The 20,451-nt window shown below is 33.1% G+C and carries 20 protein-coding genes; 14 read left to right on the top strand and 6 right to left on the bottom strand.

Annotation, left to right across the window (positions count from 1 at the left end):
- Positions 1 to 97: 97 nt before the first annotated feature.
- The 7 genes from FC55_RS07965 (at position 98) to tkt (ending at position 7,509) form a co-directional block, all read left to right on the top strand.
- Positions 98 to 550: a PTS sugar transporter subunit IIA gene (locus FC55_RS07965; RefSeq protein ID WP_003699364.1), complete on the top strand. Its 453-nt coding sequence runs from the start codon at positions 98 to 100 to the stop codon at positions 548 to 550.
- Between the two features lie 34 nt (positions 551 to 584).
- Positions 585 to 881 carry a PTS sugar transporter subunit IIB gene (locus tag FC55_RS07970; RefSeq protein ID WP_003699366.1) on the top strand — a complete coding sequence of 99 codons (297 nt, stop codon included), beginning with the start codon at positions 585 to 587 and terminating at the stop codon, positions 879 to 881.
- Positions 882 to 907: 26 nt separating this feature from the next.
- A complete protein-coding gene (locus FC55_RS07975) occupies positions 908 to 2,179 on the top strand; it encodes a PTS galactitol transporter subunit IIC (RefSeq protein WP_003699367.1) in 1,272 nt (423 codons plus the stop codon).
- Between the two features lie 13 nt (positions 2,180 to 2,192).
- Entirely contained in the window at positions 2,193 to 3,242 is a 1,050-nt protein-coding gene (locus FC55_RS07980) for a galactitol-1-phosphate 5-dehydrogenase (RefSeq protein WP_003699368.1), read from the top strand.
- A 22-nt stretch (positions 3,243 to 3,264) separates the two neighbouring features.
- Positions 3,265 to 4,338: a zinc-binding dehydrogenase gene (locus FC55_RS07985; protein ID WP_003699370.1), complete on the top strand. Its 1,074-nt coding sequence runs from the start codon at positions 3,265 to 3,267 to the stop codon at positions 4,336 to 4,338.
- A 508-nt stretch (positions 4,339 to 4,846) separates the two neighbouring features.
- Positions 4,847 to 5,500: a fructose-6-phosphate aldolase gene (gene fsa, locus FC55_RS07990; RefSeq protein ID WP_003699371.1), complete on the top strand. Its 654-nt coding sequence runs from the start codon at positions 4,847 to 4,849 to the stop codon at positions 5,498 to 5,500.
- Between the two features lie 17 nt (positions 5,501 to 5,517).
- Positions 5,518 to 7,509: a transketolase gene (tkt, locus tag FC55_RS07995; protein WP_003699373.1), complete on the top strand. Its 1,992-nt coding sequence runs from the start codon at positions 5,518 to 5,520 to the stop codon at positions 7,507 to 7,509.
- A gap of 68 nt (positions 7,510 to 7,577) precedes the next feature.
- Here tkt and FC55_RS08000 read toward each other — a convergent pair whose 3' ends face one another.
- Positions 7,578 to 9,512, bottom strand: coding sequence for a GTP-binding protein (locus FC55_RS08000; RefSeq protein ID WP_003699375.1), 1,935 nt, complete (start codon positions 9,510 to 9,512; stop codon positions 7,578 to 7,580).
- 228 nt (positions 9,513 to 9,740) lie between these two features.
- Between FC55_RS08000 and rpsN the strand changes: the two genes are divergently transcribed.
- Both rpsN and FC55_RS08010 read left to right on the top strand, forming a co-directional pair.
- Positions 9,741 to 9,968, top strand: coding sequence for a 30S ribosomal protein S14 (gene rpsN, locus FC55_RS08005; protein ID WP_003699377.1), 228 nt, complete (start codon positions 9,741 to 9,743; stop codon positions 9,966 to 9,968).
- Between the two features lie 19 nt (positions 9,969 to 9,987).
- Positions 9,988 to 10,095, top strand: a complete 108-nt coding sequence (locus FC55_RS08010; RefSeq protein WP_003699379.1) for a putative metal homeostasis protein — start codon at positions 9,988 to 9,990, stop codon at positions 10,093 to 10,095.
- Between the two features lie 53 nt (positions 10,096 to 10,148).
- Here FC55_RS08010 and yjeM read toward each other — a convergent pair whose 3' ends face one another.
- The 5 genes from yjeM to FC55_RS08035 form a co-directional block, all read right to left on the bottom strand.
- On the bottom strand, positions 10,149 to 11,636 hold the full coding sequence (gene yjeM, locus FC55_RS08015) for a glutamate/gamma-aminobutyrate family transporter YjeM (RefSeq protein ID WP_003699381.1): 1,488 nt from the start codon (positions 11,634 to 11,636) through the stop codon (positions 10,149 to 10,151).
- Between the two features lie 170 nt (positions 11,637 to 11,806).
- The gene (locus tag FC55_RS08020; RefSeq protein ID WP_003699382.1) at positions 11,807 to 12,427 is read right to left on the bottom strand and encodes an NAD-dependent epimerase/dehydratase family protein; all 621 of its coding nucleotides are present in this window, start codon (positions 12,425 to 12,427) and stop codon (positions 11,807 to 11,809) included.
- A gap of 56 nt (positions 12,428 to 12,483) precedes the next feature.
- Positions 12,484 to 13,308: a MurR/RpiR family transcriptional regulator gene (locus tag FC55_RS08025; RefSeq protein WP_003703447.1), complete on the bottom strand. Its 825-nt coding sequence runs from the start codon at positions 13,306 to 13,308 to the stop codon at positions 12,484 to 12,486.
- A gap of 45 nt (positions 13,309 to 13,353) precedes the next feature.
- Entirely contained in the window at positions 13,354 to 14,043 is a 690-nt protein-coding gene (locus FC55_RS08030) for an N-acetylmannosamine-6-phosphate 2-epimerase (RefSeq protein WP_003699384.1), read from the bottom strand.
- 20 nt (positions 14,044 to 14,063) lie between these two features.
- The gene (locus FC55_RS08035; protein ID WP_003699386.1) at positions 14,064 to 14,936 is read right to left on the bottom strand and encodes an N-acetylneuraminate lyase; all 873 of its coding nucleotides are present in this window, start codon (positions 14,934 to 14,936) and stop codon (positions 14,064 to 14,066) included.
- 233 nt (positions 14,937 to 15,169) lie between these two features.
- Here FC55_RS08035 and FC55_RS08040 point away from each other — a divergent pair, with 233 nt between their 5' ends.
- The 5 genes from FC55_RS08040 to FC55_RS08060 all read left to right on the top strand — a co-directional run bounded on the left by FC55_RS08040 (position 15,170) and on the right by FC55_RS08060 (position 20,301).
- The gene (locus FC55_RS08040) at positions 15,170 to 16,033 is read left to right on the top strand and encodes an ROK family protein (protein WP_003699389.1); all 864 of its coding nucleotides are present in this window, start codon (positions 15,170 to 15,172) and stop codon (positions 16,031 to 16,033) included.
- 84 nt (positions 16,034 to 16,117) lie between these two features.
- Positions 16,118 to 16,555 (top strand): nucleoside-diphosphate kinase, encoded by a 438-nt coding sequence (gene ndk, locus FC55_RS08045; RefSeq protein ID WP_003699392.1) that lies wholly within the window; start codon positions 16,118 to 16,120, stop codon positions 16,553 to 16,555.
- Positions 16,556 to 16,853: 298 nt separating this feature from the next.
- Complete coding sequence (locus FC55_RS08050; protein WP_003699393.1) at positions 16,854 to 17,585, top strand: sugar phosphate isomerase/epimerase family protein; 732 nt, start codon at positions 16,854 to 16,856, stop codon at positions 17,583 to 17,585.
- 9 nt (positions 17,586 to 17,594) lie between these two features.
- Entirely contained in the window at positions 17,595 to 18,776 is a 1,182-nt protein-coding gene (locus tag FC55_RS08055) for a cation:proton antiporter (RefSeq protein WP_003699395.1), read from the top strand.
- A gap of 19 nt (positions 18,777 to 18,795) precedes the next feature.
- A complete protein-coding gene (locus tag FC55_RS08060) occupies positions 18,796 to 20,301 on the top strand; it encodes a sodium:solute symporter family protein (protein WP_003699397.1) in 1,506 nt (501 codons plus the stop codon).
- Positions 20,302 to 20,451 lie beyond the last annotated feature (150 nt).

The raw sequence follows: 20,451 nt of genomic DNA on the forward strand, positions 1-20,451 counted from the left end.
CTTGTCTAACAATTGTAAGGCACTTCAGGGGGAGGGGTAGAATATATTACAGTTAAAGAAAACGTTTTCTAAAACATAGAAGAGAGGTAATAGATATATGAATATTAAAGACTTTCTTCACGATGAACTGATTTTTACTAAAACTTCATTCAAAAATACTACTGAATTATTTAAGGAAGTTGCAAAGATTGCTGAAGAAAAAGGATATGCAAATTCTTTGTTTTTAGAAAAAATTATTAAGCGTGAAGAGACATTCCCAACTGGATTACAACTAGAAAATAATGGAGTGGCAATTCCACATACAGATGCAGATACGATTGAAAAAGAATTTGTAGCTGTAATTACGTTAGAAGATAAAGGTGTCCCTTTCAAAAGAATGGATGATCCTAATGAGGAAGTTGAAGCAAAAGTGGTATTCGTGCTTGGGCTAAATCAACCACATCAACAATTAGAAATGTTGCAATCTTTAATGGCGTTTATTCAAGATAATGAAAAGCTAAAACAATTAGAGACTGCGCAAACAGTTGATGATGTAAAAGAAGTATTTTAACTAAGGTAATTAAAATTTTTTAGGAGGAATTAACATGAAAAAATTAAATGTATTGGTAGCTTGTGGAGCAGGTATTGCTACATCTACAGTAGTTATGAGTAAGTTAGAAAAGTTATTTGAAGAAAATAACATTGATGTTGAATTACATCAAATTAAGATTGCTGAAGCAGCATCAAAACAAAAAGATGCTGATATGTTAATTTCAACAACTATTTTGCCAACTGAATATGATATCCCAGCAATTAAAGCTATGGGATTCTTAACAGGTATTGGAATGGATAAGTTACAAGATGAAATTATAGAAACTGCCAAAAAATTACAAGCTGAATAATGCTTGATTGATAAGGAGGATATCTCATGAAAGTAGTCGGAGATGTTGTTCAATACATATTGAACATGGGTGCTAGTGTAATGCTCCCTATTATGATTTTTATTATCGCTCTTATTTTTAGAGTTAAAGCTTCAAAGGCTTTGAGATCTGCATTGACGATTGGTATTGGTATGGTAGGTATCAACTTAGTTATTAATTTATTGACAACTAATATTGGACCAGCCGCACAAGCAATGGTAAAGAGATTTGGATTCCATCTGACTGTTATTGATGTTGGTTGGCCATCTGCTGCTGCCGGTGCTTGGGGACAACCAATTTCTTCTATCTTGATCCCAATATTATTAGTAACTAACCTTGTATTGTTAATTACAGGTATTACAAAGACTTTGGATATTGATATCTGGAACTACTGGCACATGGTTGCTGCAGGTTCAGTAGCATATATCGTAACTCAAAGCTGGATCTTCAGTATCATTTCTGCAATTTTATACATGATTTTCTGTTTACTTATTGCTGACTGGACAGCAAAGGATGTGCAAGAATTCTACGGTTTAGAAGGTATCTCATTCCCAACAGGTTCTAGTGACGCTTTTGGTTTACTAGGTATTCCTATTTCTTGGGTAGTTTCTAAGATCCCTGGTCTTGGAAAGATTGATGTAGACGCTGAAACAATTCAAAAGAGATTTGGTATTTTTGGCGAACCTATGATGATGGGGATTATCATTGGTATTGTAATCGGTATCTTAGCTGGTTATGACGTTGCTGGCGTTTTAACATTAGGTATCAACATGGGTGCTGTTATGATGCTTATGCCTCGTATGGTTAAGTTACTTATGGAAGGTCTTATTCCTATCTCTGAAGCTGCTCGTGAATTATTACAAAAGAGAACAGGTGGAAAGAGAGAAATCCTACTTGGTATGGATGCTGCTTTATCAACAGGTGCTCCTGCAACATTAGCTGTTGGTTTGTTATTAGTTCCTATTACATTATTCATCGCTGTTATCTTACCAGGAAACAAAGTGTTACCATTCGGAGATTTGGCAACGATTCCATTCTACGTATCTTTAATCGTAGCTAGAAGAAGAGGTAATATCATAAACTCAGTTATCACTGGTGCTATCGTTATTACAATTGCTTTATTTATGGCTACAAACTTTACAGATGTTCATACTCAAATGCTAGAAGGTGTAGTTAAATTCCCAGCAGGTGCAGCAAAAGTTTCATCTCTAGATATGGGTGGTAACTTCTTGAACTGGATTTTATTGAAACTTGCTGAAGTATGGAATGCAATTTTCTAGGAGATGATTTTTGGTGAAAGTAGCTGAATTAGTTGATTTAAATAAGTTTAATTTAGTAGAAAAAGACTTACCAACTCCTTCTAGTAATGAAGTTAGAGTAAAGGTAATGGCAGCTGGCACTTGTGGATCTGATAGTCATAAGATGAAAGCTGGCTGGAAGTATGGTTTTCCAGCTGTAATGGGACATGAATTTTCAGGAATTATAGATGCTGTTGGTGGTGACGTAGAGAATATTGAAGTAGGGGAAAGGGTTGCTGTAGCTCCGTTTATTCCTTGCTTTGAGTGCGAATATTGCCAATCTGGAATGTTCCAAATGTGTGAAAATTATGCAATGGTTGGACAAACACAACCAGGTGGATTTGAACAGTATGTTTGTGTACCAGCAAGAAATGTATTAAGTATAGGAAATCTTTCTTTTACAGAAGGTGCACTTATTGAACCTATGGCTGTAGCAATGCATGCAGTAATGGGGATAAATCCAGAAATTGGTGATACAGCAGCAGTTTTTGGATTAGGAGCAATTGGTGACCTAGTAATTAGACTTTTAAAAGCAGCCGGTGTCGTTAATATTATTGGAATTGACATCGACGATAAGAAGTTGGAAAAAGGTTTAGAAGAAGGATGTTCATATGTTATTAATTCTGCTAAAGAAGCTCTTGAAGAAAAAGTAGCAGAATATACAAATGGACAAGGTGTGGACATTACTATGGAATGTGCAGGTTCGAAGATTACGGAAGAACAATCACTACTTATAACTAAGAGACGTGGAAAAGTAGGTTTTGTAGGAATTGCATATTCAGATGTGATGTTACATAAAGACGCATTTGAAAATATATTTAGACATGAATTGACAGTTAAAGGATTTTGGAATTCTTATTCTGCTCCATTCCCTGGTAAAGAATGGACTACTTCTATTGAAATGGTAAAAAATGGAAGCGTTAAAATAAAAGATTTAGTAACTCATAAATTTGAATTGGATGAAATCCAAGATGCATTTAATATGATAGTTTCTAGATCAGAATCATATAACAAAGTAATGTTTTATCCAAACGGAATAGAATAGCGAGAAAAGAAAGGTGTTTTAAATGGATATACCAACTAAGATGAAAGCAGTTGTAAAGTCAGAAGCAGGCTATGATAACATGTCACTACAAGAAATACCTGTTCCTGAAGTAAAAGGTAAACAAGTTTTAATGAAGGTTGCTTATACAGGTATTTGTGGAACTGATATTCATACATTTAAAGGAGAATATGCGAATGCAGTTACTCCATTAGTTTTAGGCCATGAATTTTCAGGTAAGGTAGTTGCTGTAGGTGATGAAGTAACAAAGGTTAAACCTGGTGACCGCGTAACTAGTGAAACAACTTTTGATACTTGTGGTGAATGTGTATACTGCAAGAATAAAGAATATAATCTATGTGAAAATAGATCAGGTATTGGAACAAAAGCTAACGGTAGTATGGCTAACTATGTATTAACTCGTGAAGAAAGTGTACATGTACTACCTGATAATGTTAGCTATAAGTTAGCTGCAATGTCTGAACCATTAGCTTCATGTGTACATGCAATGTATCAAAAAACACCATTTACATTACATGATACAGTATTAATTATTGGACCAGGACCTATGGGATTATTGTCTTTGCAAATTGCTAAAGAAATTGGTGCATTTACAATTGTTTCTGGTATTACAAAAGATTCTGATAGATTAGAGATTGCTAAAGAATTAGGTGCAGATATTGTTGTTGATACACAAAAAGAAGACTTGGCAAAAATTGTTATGGAAGCTACAAACGGTGTAGGTGTAACAAAAGTTTATGATTGTTCAGGTGCTACTCCAGCTGTAAATGCAGCTTTACCATTATTGAAGAAGGGTGGTACTTTCCAACAAGTAGGTTTGTTTGCTAAACCATTAAACGAATTAGACGAAAGAACAATTATTCAGCATGAAATTACTTATGTTGGTTCAAGATCACAAAATCCATATGACTGGCCAATTGCTATTCATTTAGAAGCTAAAGGTGCTATTAATGAAGATAAGATGGTAACAAAAGTCTTTGATTTGGATCACTGGCGTGAAGCTTTTGAAGCAATGATGGCAGGTAAGGAATTAAAGGTTTTAATTGCATCAAACCCAGATGATGAAACTTTAAACTAACATAAATAATTGGACAAGTATGATTTCTATAATTGTAAATTGGGATAGAACGTAAAAGTGATTTCTGTAGTTGCTTTTAGTTAAGTTACGCTTTGAGGGTAATAATATATGGAAGAAAAATGAACTAAGCAATTTACTTAGAGTATATACGAGAGATTTTGGAATTTTAGAAAACTTCATAAAATACAAAAACATCGCTATGTTTTCTGAATATAGTTTGCGGAATCTAGCAAAATTTCTATATTATACAATAGTGTATTGCTGGAAATCATTTGAATTAATAATTTCAATGTAACACTTGTCTTTAAATGTAAAATCACTTACTCTGAATAAAGAATATAGAGGTATGAAAGAGGCTAGCGAATTGATAACGGTTCCTAGTCTCTTTTTCCGAACTTTGATGAATGAATATACTTGCTAAATTAATTTATTAATTCATGTTAGAAATATATTATGTTGGGTATATATAATTATAGGAATAATTAACGGAAAGTGAGGAACATTAAGTATGAAATTTTTCCTAGATACAGCTAATACTGATGATATTAGAAAATACGCAGAACTTGGTTTGGTGGATGGAGTAACAACGAATCCAACGATTGTAGCTCGTGAAGGTCGTGATTTTGAAAGCGTTATTAAAGAAATAACAACAATCGTTGATGGCCCAGTGTCTGCAGAAGTAACGGCTAATGAAGCAGATAAGATGATTGAACAAGCTAGAGCTTTAGCTAAATGGGCTGATAATATCGTTGTAAAGATCCCAATGACAGAAGCGGGGTTAAAAGCTGTAAGTGTTCTAAGCAAAGAAGGAATTAAAACTAATGTTACACTAGTCTTTTCAGTTGCCCAAGGATTGATGGCAGCTAAAGCAGGGGCAACTTTTATTTCACCATTTGTAGGTAGATTAGATGATATTGGTTCAGATGGAGTGAAATTAATTAAAGATTTACGAACAGTTTTAGATAATTATGGACTTAAATCTGAAATAATTGCGGCAAGTATTCGTGGAGTACAACATGTTGAAGCTGTAGCTTTGGCAGGTTCAGATATAGCAACAATTCCAGCGGGAGTGTTTGGAAAGATGTTTAAACATCCATTAACAGATAATGGATTAGCTAGTTTTGAAAAAGACTGGGCAGAATTTGAAGCGAGTCAAAAATAATTAGGAGGCTGAAAGGTATGTATGATCAAGTAGACCAATTGGGAGTAAATACTCTTAGAACATTATCAATCGACGCAATCCAAAGAGCTAACTCAGGTCATCCAGGTTTACCAATGGGAGCGGCACCAATGGCATATGTCCTATGGACACGTCATTTAAAAATTAATCCTAAAACACATATGAACTGGGTAAATAGAGATAGATTTGTTTTATCGGCAGGACATGGTTCAGCTTTACTATATAGTTTGGCACATTTAGCTGGATATGATGTTTCAATGGATGATTTGAAGAATTTTAGAGAATGGAAATCTAATACACCAGGACATCCTGAATATGGTTGTACCGATGGAGTGGAAGCTACAACAGGGCCATTAGGTCAAGGAATTTCAATGGCTGTAGGAATGGCGATGGCTGAAGCTCATCTAGGTAAGAAATTTAACCGTGAAGGTTACCCAGTAATGGATCATTATACATACGCTTTAATTGGCGATGGTGATTTAATGGAAGGTGTCGCTAGTGAAGCAGCGTCATTGGCAGGTCATTTGAAATTAGGTAAGTTAATTGCTTTGTATGATTCAAATGGAATTTCTTTAGATGGTAAAACTTCAGCATCATTTACAGAGAATGTAGGAGCTCGTTTTGAAGCTTATGGCTGGCAATATATTCTAGTAGAAGATGGTTTCAATCTCGAAGAGATTGATAAAGCAATTGTTCAAGCAAAAGCAGAAAGTGATAAGCCAACAATTATTGAAATAAAAACTACAATTGGTTATGGTTCAGAAAATCAAGGTACACATAAAGTACATGGAAGTCCTCTTGGTGAAGAAGGAGTAGCACACGCTAAAGAAGTATATAACTGGAATTATCCACCATTTACAGTACCTGAAGAAGTAAGTCAAAGATTTAAAGAATGCTTACAAGATAAGGGTGTTAAAGCAGAAAATAAGTGGAATGAAATGTTTGAAGCATATAAAAAAGAATATTCAGATCTTGCACAAAAGTTTTCCGACGGCTTTTCTAACAAGGTTCCAAATACTCTTGGAGACATTTTACCACAATATGGAGAAGATGACAGTATCGCAACACGTGCAGCTAGTCAAAAAGCAATTAATGCTTTAGCTAAAGAAGTATCATCACTTTGGGGTGGGGCAGCTGATTTAGCTAGTTCGAATAAAACAGTAATTGCTGGAGAAGGTGATTTCCAACCTGAATCATATGAAGGAAGAAATATTTGGTTTGGGGTTCGAGAATTTGGAATGGCATGTGCGATGAATGGAATCATGTTACATGGAGGGACACGAGTATTCGGAAGTACGTTCTTTGTATTTAGTGATTATTTAAAAGCGGCAATTCGTTTATCTGCCATTCAAAAATTACCAGTAATTTATGTTTTAACTCACGATTCAGTGGCAGTAGGAAAAGACGGTCCAACTCATGAACCAATTGAACAACTAGCAAGTTTAAGAACGATTCCAAATGTCCAGGTATTTCGCCCAGCAGATGGAAATGAAACATCAGCAGCCTGGAAAGTGGCATTAGAAACCTTAGATAAACCAACAATCTTAGTTTTGAGTCGCCAAAACTTAGATACATTGCCAATTTCAAAGGAAAAAGTTTTTGATGGGGTAGAAAAAGGTGGATATGTAGTTCAAGGAGCTGAAAATGAAGCCGATGGAATTTTGATTGCCACAGGTTCAGAAGTAGGTTTAGCTTTGAAAGCCAAAGAAGAATTACAAAAGAAGGGTAAAGATGTAAGTGTAGTTTCATTACCTAGTTGGGAAAGATTTGAAGCTCAAAGTGAAGAATATAAGAATACAGTCATACCTCCAGAACTTAAGAAACGCATGACAATTGAAGCAGGTACAACATATGGTTGGGCTAAATATGCAGGAGATCATGGAGTAATGATAGGAATAGATGAATTTGGAATGTCAGCTCCAAGTGACATAGTCTTAAGAGAGCTAGGAATGAGTGTAGAAAATATTGTTAGCAGATATTTAGAAATGTAAGAAGATAATAAAATTAAAGCGAAGTTAGATGAAAAGATTAATATACTTCATCTAACTTCGCTTTTTTACTAATTCATTCCATCCCAAAAATAATCACAATGCATAGTTGCAGGGACATCTTTCCAGTTAACTGTATATCCAGCTCCATGAGCACAAAAAACGGATTGAGGTGTATTTTCCAAATCTGATACAGGATCATAGTTTTGTTGAGAGATTACATCTATTGGGTTATGGCAAGGATAATAACCAGCAATTTCTAATTCTAGAGTGCCATTTCCGTGAGTGTATGAGCGTACATTAGTGGCATAATCATACATTTCTGAAACAGGAGCAATTCCTGTTAGTACTCCGTCAACTTGTTGTTCATCCAAAGTACCATGCATTCGTTGAATATCATTGATTGCACGTCCAATTTGAGTACGATCAACTTTTAGTTTGAAACGATACCAAGGCTCTAAGAGTTGGCAATCATTATTTTCTTTTAGCATCATTAAACCTTGTCGAACTGCGCGACTGCAAGCTTGACGAAAATCCCCACCGACTGTATGTACATTGCTAGCTTTCCCGCCTAAAAGGGTAATTTTTACATCTGTAAGAGGGGAACCAGTTAATACACCTAGATGTTCTTTAGCTTTGAGATTAGATATAATTTGATGTTGCCAATTTTTATCTAATACTTCTAGACTACATTGATTTTCGAACTGGAGACCACTACCTCTTTTTCCGGGTTCTAGTAATAAATGTACTTCTGAATAATGACGAAGTGGTTCGAAGTGTCCAACTCCTTCAATAGAATTAGTGATAGTTTCTTTATGTAAAATATTTACTTTAGTAAAAGTGACGTTTAAATTATATCGATCAAGGAGTATTTGTTCTAGGATTTCTAACTGAATTTCTCCCATAATTTGTACACTAATTTCTTTGAGATGTTCAGACCAAGTAACATGTAATTTAGGATCTTCATCTTCTAATTCATGAAGAGCTTTTAAGCAAGTTTGAATATCATTACCATTAAGATCAAGAGCATAACTTAGAACAGGGGTAATAGTTGGAATGGTATCTATTTGATTTTCTCCGATGCTTAGCCCTGGATAGGTATTGACTAATCCAGGAATGGTACAAACTTGACCAGCATTAACAGTTGGATAAGTTGAAAATTTCTCTCCATTATATACTCTAATTTGACTAATCTTTTGTTCAGGCAATATTTCTTCTCGAGGTTTTAGCGAACCACCTAGAATACGAAGCCATGTTAGACGTTCACCTTTATCATTATGTGAGATTTTAAATATCTTTGCTTGGAAATTGTTTGGATAATGCGGCTCTTGTGTCCAATGATTGAATCCTTGCAAAAATTCATCAATACCATCTAATTTTAAAGCAGAACCAAAATAGCATGGGAAAACAACCCTATCAGAGATTAAGGATAGGATTTTTTCATCAGGGATGGCATTGGTTTGTAAATAGTCTTCAAATAATGATTCATCGCACATTGCGATATCTTCAAGCATATTATCGGAAGAAAAATCAATAATTGATTCATCTAATTCACTTTTCAATTGAGATAAAATCTGTGAGGCCATATTAGTATTGATATCAATTTTATTAACAAAAATAAATACAGGAATATGGTAGTGTTTTAGCAAGTTCCAAAGAGATCTAGTGTGGCTAGTAATTCCGTCAGTAGCAGAAATAACTAATATAGCATAGTCAAGAACACTTAAAACTTGTTCGGTTTGAGTAACAAAATCAACGTGTCCTGGAGTATCTAAAATTGTTAATGAAAGATCATTGTATTCTAAATTAGCTTGGTGTGAAAAAATGGTAATACCGCGCTTTTTTTCTAGTTGATCAGTATCTAAGAAAGTATTGCCGTTATCAACGCGACCTAAACTGCGTAGATTTCCCGTTTGATATAGTAATGCTTCAGAAAGAGTAGTTTTCCCTGCATCAACATTGGCAATAATTCCAGTAACAATGTGTTTCAATGAATTAATAGGCAATTAAAAAAATGCCATTCTCCTTTCTAATCTTAGAGTAGTTAATAAGATAATTGTAGAAAATTGAAAAAAAGTAGTCAAATTATACAACTTTACTTTGAATATGATTAATTTTTATTGACTTTTTAAATCGTAATTGATATCATTTAAAAAGTAATGATTACTATTTAAATGAAATGAGGAATACATTTGGCAAAAAAATCAAAAATTGCAAAGTACAGAAAGTAACAAATGTTAGTTGCTAAATACGCGGAGATAAGAAGACAATTAAAAGCAGCTCACGATTATGAGGGCTTACGGAATTTACCTAAAGATTCTAATCCTGTACGTTTAAAAAATAGAGATGAAATAGATGGTCGTCCGCGTGCATACATGCGTAAATTTAAAATGTCTCGTATTAAATTTAGAGAATTAGCACATCAAGGGAAAATACCAGGTGTTCACAAAGCAAGTTGGTAGTTAAAGAGAGGTGAATATAATGGAAAAGACAGATTTATCAAGTGCTTATCGTCGTTTGCGAAGCAGTAATCGTAAAACTAAGAAACGTGCGCTTAAAATAATTAAAGCACATAAAAAGAATAAATAAGAAAAAGCCTTAGTTAGTCCGATAAATCATCGCAACTAACTAGGGCTTTAAATTTAATTTTTATTCTTATTTTTCTTTGTTGCTCGAGTATAAATTCCTAGAGCTAGAGAACCAAAGAAGATTGGTCCAATAACAGTCCAAAATCCAGTTACCCAATCGCCTTGTATAAATGGATCAACACAAGTAAAGATGATCCCAAATAAGATAATTAAGAAGCAAATGTAGGTAACAATTTTAGTCCAAGTATGATTCTTGTAAGCGATAAATGGTTGCTTAAATCCTTTTTTCTTAAAGACAGGGAAGGCACCAACTAAGAATAAATAAGGGAATGAAGTTGACACGTTAGACATATCAGTCAAAATTGTATAAAAACTCTTAGCTTGACCGCCACCAAATGAAATTAAGAAGATCAAGATACATACAAGTAAAGCTTGCATCCACATAGCGAATTCTGGAATACCATGTTTGTTGAGCTTGGTCATTTTTTCTGGCCATAAGTGTTTGGAACCTAAGATAAATGATTTAATTGGAGAATAAATCAAAATAAAGAAAGAACCAACATAAGCTAAAAACATTCCTAAACCAACAAAACGGATGAAGATATTTCCAATTAGATTACTTACACTTGCAGATAATCCTAAACTATGTCCTAAATAAATTCCAAGATGTTGCATCATAACATAAGTGATGTTTCCTAGGTTAACAGAGTCACCAGAAAGGACATCTTTCCAGTTTACGCTGATACCCCATAAAAGAATCATGAAGGAGTAAGCAACTGCGATTAATAATGAAGAAATCAACAAACCTCTAGGGAAAGTTTTTTCAGGTTCTTCAATATTATCTATCATTCCACCTAAAGATTCCATGCCGGCATAAGCAAAAATAGCATATACGACAAAAGATAAAGTAGCAACCGGGCTAGCAAAAGCAGGGTTAGGTGATTTGATAAATGCAGATGCAGTGATTGGTTGTTCAAAATGTCCGTGAGTTGCAAATAATGAAATGAACGTAGCAATTAAGAATACAAAAATCATTCCAGTTACAAAAGCACCACCAACACTAGAAACTTTTGAAATAACATCTGCACCACGACTTGCAAAGAAAGTAACGAAAATAATCCAAAGAATAGCTAAAATTCCGACTACTTGGGTAGCACTGAAAGGACCAAAAGCCCAAGTTTGGGTCATATCTTTACCAAATAACAAGGCGGAGAAGGGAATGAATACTTTTGATGAAATATTTATTAACCAAACTATCCAACTAGAAAGCCAGATGAAAGTTCCAATAAATGCAAGTTTTTCACCAATAGTATTACTTAGCCAAGCATAAATACCACCTTGCTCATCTTTAAAAGTTGAGCCATATTCTGCAAGTATCATAGATACTGGTAAGAAGAAAAAGATGGCTGCAAAAATATACCAGATGATACTAGCATATCCCATTTGCAAAAAAGCAACTGGCATATTAGCGAAACCAAAGATACTTGAAAAAATCATCATGATTAAGCTAAATAAACCTATTTTTTTGTTTTTATCATTCATAAAAATTCTCCTTTAAAAATGATAAGAAACATTCTAACACATGATGATTAAAACAAGGTTGAGTAATTGGGAAAAAGATGATTAATTTAGTGAGGAATTGATTTAATTTTTTCTGTAAAAACACTAAAATTACAATTACAGATAATTAACTTATGATTACAATTTTAGTATTATTTAATTCTATAAGTAAGTTCACTACTTTTTTCTTCTATTATATAGCGTATTTCTTTAGCAAATCTTTCCCTGCTAATTGGACGATATTTTCTTAGAAAACTAAATAATTTGAATTTTAATAAAAAGTCTAACATTACAGCTAGATAATAGTTGCTTCTTCGAAATTTAGAATAAACTAATCCGGGATAGACAGATATTGCACGATTGCCCAACTTTCTACTAGCATAATTTTCAACAGTTCTTTTAGCATGTAAATAATTATTTAAAAAGAATGGAGCTGAATTAGCAGAGATAAACAAGAACTTGTTATCGAAATTAGCGATGCTATCAATGATTAACTTAGCAGGTTCAATGCTACTATTTTCATAGGTTTGATTTTTTGATTTATTAGGGAGAAGAATTCCTACACAATCAATAACCCAGTCAGATGTTTGAAGTAAAGAATGCCAACTAGTATCATGTGCTAAGTCAAAAGAATGATAATTAACACCAGCAATAGAATTAGGGCGTTTGCCATTACGTGAAATAGAGTGAAGCTCTAAAGTTGTATCTTTTGATAATTCCAGTAATATTCCTTGGCCAACTAACCCAGTTCCACCAACAACTGCAATTTTCATAGAAGATTCCTTCTTTCAAAAAACACCAACCGAGAAAACTCAATTGGTGCCTATTTTTATTTAGATAATTTTCGATCCATAATTAACTCAACGGTCTTATTCATAGTAGAACTATACTCGGATTTTTCCATAAGTTCCATTGTAATAATATCAATAACATACACAATTGCTAACTGAGAATTGATAAAGCGAGTATTATCAACAAAATTACTATTTTTGACAACCGCACTCCAGGTAGAGAGCTCAATAAGTGGACTTTGATAAAATCCAGTAATGCTGATAATTTTTGTTCCTTTTTGTTTGGCTAAAGAACAAGCAACATTTACATCATCAGTATTACCAGATTGACTAATGGCGATGATAACATCATCAGAGTTTACAATAGTACTATCTATAAACATCATATGGCTATCGACTGTACAAAAAGCAGCAATTCCCATACGAATTAGTCGTTGAGTGAATTCTTGTGCAGTATAACCTGAACTTCCTAAACCGTAAACGTAGACACGACGAGCTTTAGTAATAGCATGGACAATATTATGAATAGTGTCAGTATCTAGTTGCTTCCAAGTACCTTGAAGTACTTTTTGATAGAATTCGTAAACTTTATCTCCCATAGAATCGCTTTCAGAAGAAACTGGAACCTCAGGAGAGCTAGCAGCAGATATAGCGAGCTTTAATTTAAAATCATGAAAATCAGAACATTCCATTCTACGCACAAAGCGAGTGATAGTAGCATTACTAACACCCGCTTTTTTAGCTAATTTAGTAATATTCATAGATTGTACTTCTTGAGGATTTTGAAGAACTTTTAAAGCTACTTTACGTTCTTGGCGAGAAAGTGTGGAGAAAATTGCTTCTATATTATTAAGCAAATTCATCAACATCACCCCTGATATAATTTATCTCAAGTATAGCACAATTTTTTACTTAATTGCGTCCATAAATTTATTTGCAATTTCTAGTGGACGAGTAATCGCGCCACCAACTACTAAGGCATGTACACCTAATTCTAAAACACGTTTAGCTTTTTGGGGGAGATCAATTTTACCTTCAGCAATAACTGGATGCTCAGCAACTTTTAGAACTTCTTTTAAATATTCAAAATCATTATCAGCAATATTCATACCTTTAGTAGTAGGGGTATAGCCATGCATAGTCGTACCGATAATATCGAAACCAAGTCTATTAGCTTCTTTGACATCATTGAGATCACCAGTATCAGCCATAAGAAGAGTATTAGGAAATTCTTCGCGGAATTGAGGAATGATTTCTTCCAATTTTTCTCCATTAGGACGTGCTTGTCCTGTTACTTGGCAAGCAACAACTTCAACTCCAGTAGCGGCAACTTGACGCATTTCTTTAAGAGTTGGAGTAATATATACATCAGAATCTGGATAGTCTTTTTTTATAATTCCAATAATTGGAAGTCCAGTCTCGTCTTGAATAGCTTGAATGTCAACGATAGAATTAGCTCTAATTGCAGGTGCGCCAGCCATTTTAGCTGCACGTGCCATACGTGCCATAATGAAAGAGCTATGTAAAGGTTCACCTTCAAGTGCCTGACAAGAAATAATTAATTTTCCATGAACTTGATCAAGAAAGGTATTTTCCATAATCTTCACCCCAATTTCTACTATTCTTTGAAATATTTTTCGTAAATCTTTTGAGCTCCAGCTTCCATTTCAGGAGTTGGTTTGCTCATAGGTTCTTTGCAGTAGCCAGCATGAACCCCAAGTTTTTCAAATACTAACTTAATAGTAGGATATAAATCATTATTTAAAAGATCAGTAATATAGTCATTACTTAATGTTTGAAGTTCACGAGCTTTTTCTATATCTCCAGCCTCGAAAGCTGCAATTTCTTCTTTAACACGAGGAGCGTTTAAGTTAAATGTTGAACCAATTGCACCATCAACGTCCAATGCAAGAGCAGGTAATAACATTTCGTCAAAACCTGAAAGAATTAACTTATCTGGGAAACGATTACGAACACGTTCTAGGAGATAGAAATCGGCATTAGTATATTTAATACCTACAATTTTTGGATTTTCAAACAATTCAGCAAATTGATCTAGAGATAATGCGACACCTGTTAAGGCTGGAATAGAATAAATAATAAGTTTATTATCTACACCTTCAAGAATTGAATTATAATAATTCTTAATTTGTTCAAATGAGAAATTATAATAGAAAGGTGTAACAGCAGAAATCATAGGGTAACCTAAATCAGTCACATATTTAGCTAATTCTTTTGCTTCATTTAAATTCAAAGAGCCTACTTGAGCAATAAGATGTGTTTTGCCAGCAGCTTCTTCATAAGCAACCTTGAAGATACTCTTTTTTTCTTCTGTACTAAGCATGAAAGTTTCACCAGTACTACCACCTACATAAAGTCCATCGATATGATTTACATCAATATTGTAACGAACCATTTCGCGAACGCCGTCTAAGTTAACAGAACCATCTTCGTTAAATGCAGTCATAAGAGCAGAATAAAGTTTTTTCATAATCTATTACCTCACAATTCATTTTTGATAACGCTTTAACTACCTTCGCTTATACTATACAATACGAAAAAAATTATTTCAACAACATATTTAGATAATAATTATCATAATCAAACATAAACGTTGTTATATCAATGCGATAATTATTTTTACAAAATTAATTTGAGAAAAAAAGTATCTTATGCTATATTGAAAGCGGTTATAATAAATTCCTTTAGAAAGAAGGTAATCAAATGAAAAAATATTATTTAGGTTTTGATGTAGGTGGTACTACCATTAAATATGGCTTGATTGATCCTGAATTAAATATTATCGAAAGTAGTAGTTGTCCAACTTTAGAAAATAAAGATGGTCATATTTTAAAAAGCCTAAAGAAAATTACTGAAGAAATGATGAATTCTTACACTTTGCTAGGAATTGGTGTTAGTACAGCTGGCATTGTTGGTAAAAATGGTGAAATTCAATATGCTGGTCCAACAATCCCAGGATATATAGGAACACCTATAAAGAAGGAGTTAGAAGAATTATCTGGATTACCAGTATCAGTAGTTAATGATGTAGATGCTGCTTTATTAGGAGAACGTTTAGCTGGTGGTGCGAAAGGCAGTGACAATGTTTATTGTATAGCGTTAGGTACTGGTATAGGTGGTGCATATTTTTATGAAGGGAAATTATTTTCTGGTGCTCATGCTGGTGCTAATTCTATTGGTTATGCTCTTTATGATAAAAATACTAAAACAGACTATCAGAAAAGAGCAGCTACTTTAAGTTTAGAAGCTTACTTGAAAAGATTTGATACATCTGTAATTGATGCTTTTGAAAAAGCTAAAGCTGGTGATGAAAGATTTAAAAAGATTATTGAAGATTGGGGAGATGAAGTAGCACGAGGTGTAGCAGAAATTATTTTGTTATTTGATCCTGAACTTATCTTATTAGGTGGTGCAGTTGCTAAACAAGGAGAATATCTAGTTGATTTAGTAGAAAGACATCTTGAAGAATATGTTCCTAAAGGATTGATACAGACACAAATTAAGGTTAGTCATTTAGCAAATAAAGCACAACTTTTAGGTGGAATTGCTGAGCTAGTAAATATATAAATAAAAAAATTTGTTGAGTGTTCATTAGTGTTAGATTATACTTATAGGTAATGATAGGTAAATTTAACGAGAAGAGAAAGAGAAGTGACAAATTTGGCAGAAGAAAGAACACTTATCTTAGTTAAACCAGATGGAGTTTCAAGTCATCATGTAGGTGAAATTATCACTAGAATTGAGCGCAAAGGATATGAAATTGAAGCTTTAAAGGTTGTATCAGCTACAGAGGATCAATTAAAACAACATTACAATGATAAGGTTGACAAACCATATTTTCCAGATATGTTATCTTACATGCAATCAGGTCCAATTGTGGGGATAGTTGCGGCAGGTACAAATATTACTAAAGCAATGCATCGAATGGCTGGTAATACAAATCCAGGAGAAGCTGAATTTGGAACTATCCGTGGAGATTATGGGCGAGAATGGCCTTATAAACATATCCAAAACGTGGTGCATACATCAGATAGTGTAGAAAGTGCGCAACGTGAAATTAAAATATGGTTTCCAGAATTTAATTTTTAGAAGTAAATAAAGATGAAAGCTAAGAATTACACTAATTTAACGTGATTCTTAGCTTTCTTTATTTTACAGATATTATATTTTTACTTTTATCAAAATAAAAAAATTTACTTTTTATAAAATGCTGATATAAAAGAATTATCACCTTATTTTGAAAATAAATATCTTTTTTAAGTGTTGAAATATTTATTTTCTTTTTATATAATGACGTCGTTGAATGAAAACGTTTTATAAATAGAGAGTGCTACCTTCGATTACAACACTGCACAGGAATGATATTAAGAAAGGCGGTTGGATATAAATGCATGTATCTATAAACACAGCTATTTTCGAAAATGAAGTAAAAAAAGGTAAGAGCCAATTAGAATGCTTGAAAATTCTACCAGAGAAATTGATAGATAGCATTGAAGTGCGTGGAGAGTTTTTTAATGAAGGCAAAATTGAAGAAGAATTAGAAGAAATCGCTAATTTGTGTAAGGAAAATGGATGGAAGTTATTTTATTCTGTTCCGCAAGAATTGTTTAATCAAGAAGGTTTCAATCAAGATATCGAAAATAAGATTTTAATAGCTGAAAAGTATAATATCTCTAACTTAAAATACAGTTTAGGGCATATAGATATTAGGAATACAAATTTTAACAAATTAAATGATATTTTAAATAATACATCTGTAAATGTAACTATTGAAAATCAACCTAATGCCAATGGAACTTTAGTAGAAATGAAAAAAGCAATAAATTATTTAAGTGATAATCATATCAAATTAGGATATACATTTGATTCTGGAAATTGGTATTGGATAAATGAAAATCCACATGTTGCTTTTGATGAATTGAAAGACAATATTTCTGTATATCATTTAAAAGATATAAAAAATAAAAATACGATGATGTTAAATGATGGAAATACAGATTGGAAGTATATGTTAAATGAATTAGATCAAAATATACCAATATTTTTAGAATATGGAATTGATAAAGATAAAGTAGTTGATGAAATGGAGAAAGTAGAAGAGGTATTGATGAAACGGTAGGTGTTATCAATGACGTATCTCGTTGAATTGTTTATAATATTGCTTTTGACAAAAATAGGTGCCCATTTATCTAATGTATTTAATTTTCCAAGTGTAATTGGAGAATTATTAGTAGGAATTATTGCAGGTCCTGCAGTACTTGGGATTTTAGCTCCGACTAATTTAGTTCATTATTTTTCAGAGCTGGGAGTAATCATTCTAATGTTTATTGCAGGATTAGAAGGAAATTTACAGATGCTGATGAAGTATTGGAAACCATCTGTAACAATTGCGATACTAGGTGTAATTGTTCCAACAGGAAGTGCAGCACTTTTATGTGCATTAGTATTTGGCTTTTCTTGGGAAACAGCATTATTTATAGGGCTGGTTTTAAGTGCAACTTCAGTAAGTATTACAGTTCAAGTACTTAGAGAAATGAACCGGATGAATAGTAGAGAAGGGGCCATGATTTTAGGTGCTGCAGTAGCTGATGATATCATTTGTGTTATTTTACTAGGTTTGAGTATTAGTTTTGTTGGAAGTAGCGGAACATCAGGTATAGCATTATTAAAATTAATTGGTCCTAAGATACTATTTTTTGTAATCGCATTCTTGTTAGGAAAGTGGTTTGTACCTAAATTTTTAGAAATATTTAGTAAGTTAAATGCGAGCGAAAATGATACAACTGCAGCGATAATTTTATGCTTTGGTTTTGCTGCTTTGGCTGTGTCTATGGGAATGAGTGATGTTTTGGGAGCTTATTTTGCAGGGTTAGCGATTTCTGAAACAAAATTTAAAGAGAAATTGTCATTGAAGATTGAACCTATAGGATATGCTGTTTTTATACCAGTATTTTTTGTAAGTATTGGATTGAGTATTAGTTTTAAAGGAATGCAAAATGATATTTTCTTTATTATATTGCTAATTATTATAGCAATTTTGGGAAAACAAATAGGATGTGGTCTTGGAGCAAAAGCTTTTGGATTAACTTGGGATGAATCGAATATTGTAGGAGCAGGAATGGTATCACGTGGAGAAATGGCACTAGTTGTAGCCAATGTAGCTCTGAATGCACATGTTGTTGATCAAAATCATTATACTGCCATGATAATTGTAACCGTAATCACAACTTTGATTGCTCCACTAATTTTAAAATTCTATATACAAAGAACAGAAAGAGAAGAAGTTTACGCAAAAAATCAAATTAATTAATATTATGAGGTGAAACGAAATGGAAAAAGTCGGTTTTGGTACTCTTAATTGGATTGTCCTAGTTTTATATTTGCTAGCAATGTTAGCAGTCGGAGCTTATTTTACTAAAAAAGCAAGTAAGAATACAGATTCATTTTTCACAGCTGAAGGTAAAATTCCAGCTTGGGCTGCAGGATTTAGCATTTATGCTACAACTTTAAGTGCTATCACTTTTATGTCTACACCTGAACAAGCTTTCTTAAATGATTGGGCATATTCAATTGGTAATTTAGCAATTATTGCTATCATTCCAATTTTAGTTAAGTACTATGTTCCATTCTTTAGAAAATTAAAAGTTCCAACAGCTTATGGATACTTAGAAGAAAGATTTGGTCCGGTAATGCGAATTTTAGGTAGTTTACTATTTATGCTTTATCATATTGCTCGAGTAGCTATTGTTATTTACTTACCTATCATCGCAATTACATCTGTTTCGGATATTAATCCAATTATTATTGCATTATTCGTAGGCGGACTATGTATCATTTATACATTCCTAGGTGGTATTGAAGGTGTTATTTGGTCAGATGTTATCCAAGGTATTTTGTTACTAGGTGGTGCATTATTAGTTATCATTCTAGGTGCTCACTATATTGATGGTGGTTGGGCTACTGTAACTTCTGATGCAATTACACATCATAAATTAATTTCTGGATTTGATATGAAAGTAAGTGATTTATCTAAGTTTTTACCTTTGATTTTTGCAGGTCAATTCTTTAATAGTTTATATCAATATACTGGTAGTCAAGATGTTGTGCAACGTTATCAAACCACAGCAACAATGGAAGAAACAAAGAAATCTCTTTGGACAAATGGTATCTTAGCATTTATCACAATTCCTATTTTCTACGGAATGGGTACAGTTCTGTTTAGTTTTTACAACCACGCAGCAGTGCTACCAAAAGGATTTAACACAAGTGCAGTTGTACCATACTTTATTGTAACTAAACTTCCTGCAGGTATTGCTGGACTAGTTATTGCTGCTATCTTTGCTGCTGCTCAATCAACTATTGCTTCTAGTTTAAATGCTATTTCTTCTTGTGGTATTGTTGACTTTAAACAAAGATTCTTTAATGATAAATTTAAGAATATTAGTGATGTTGCTTTAGCTCGTTGGATTATTGTAATTTCTGGTTTATTTAGTTTAGCAGTTGCTATTTACTTATTAGTTGGCAATACTTCAGAAACATGGAACTTATTCTTAGCAGTAACTGGTTTGTTTGGTGTTCCTATTGCAGGTATCTTTGCTGCAGGTATTTTTACAGAAAAAGCTAATACTGTTGGTGCTGTAATTGCTTTGATTGTAGCAGCTGGTTTAACATATTATGTACAATCTTTAAATATTTCTCCATTTATTACAAGTAGCGTATCATTCTTGACATCATTTGTAGTAAGTTACCTTGTGGGTCTAGTTACACCACAATACAGAAAGGATGTAACAGGATTAACAGCTAAAACTATTGATGTGGAATACACTAAAAAATAATTATAATTAGAATATGAAAATTGCTGGTAATTTTTAAACAAAAGTTATCGGCAATTTTTTATTTAAATAGGAAGAAATTATTCTTTATTTTATTATCATAAAAATAATTAAAAGTTACAGCTTATGTGGTGTGCTATAATAATGTAGAAG

The organism is Ligilactobacillus salivarius DSM 20555 = ATCC 11741 (assembly GCF_001435955.1).
Classification (GTDB): domain Bacteria; phylum Bacillota; class Bacilli; order Lactobacillales; family Lactobacillaceae; genus Ligilactobacillus; species Ligilactobacillus salivarius.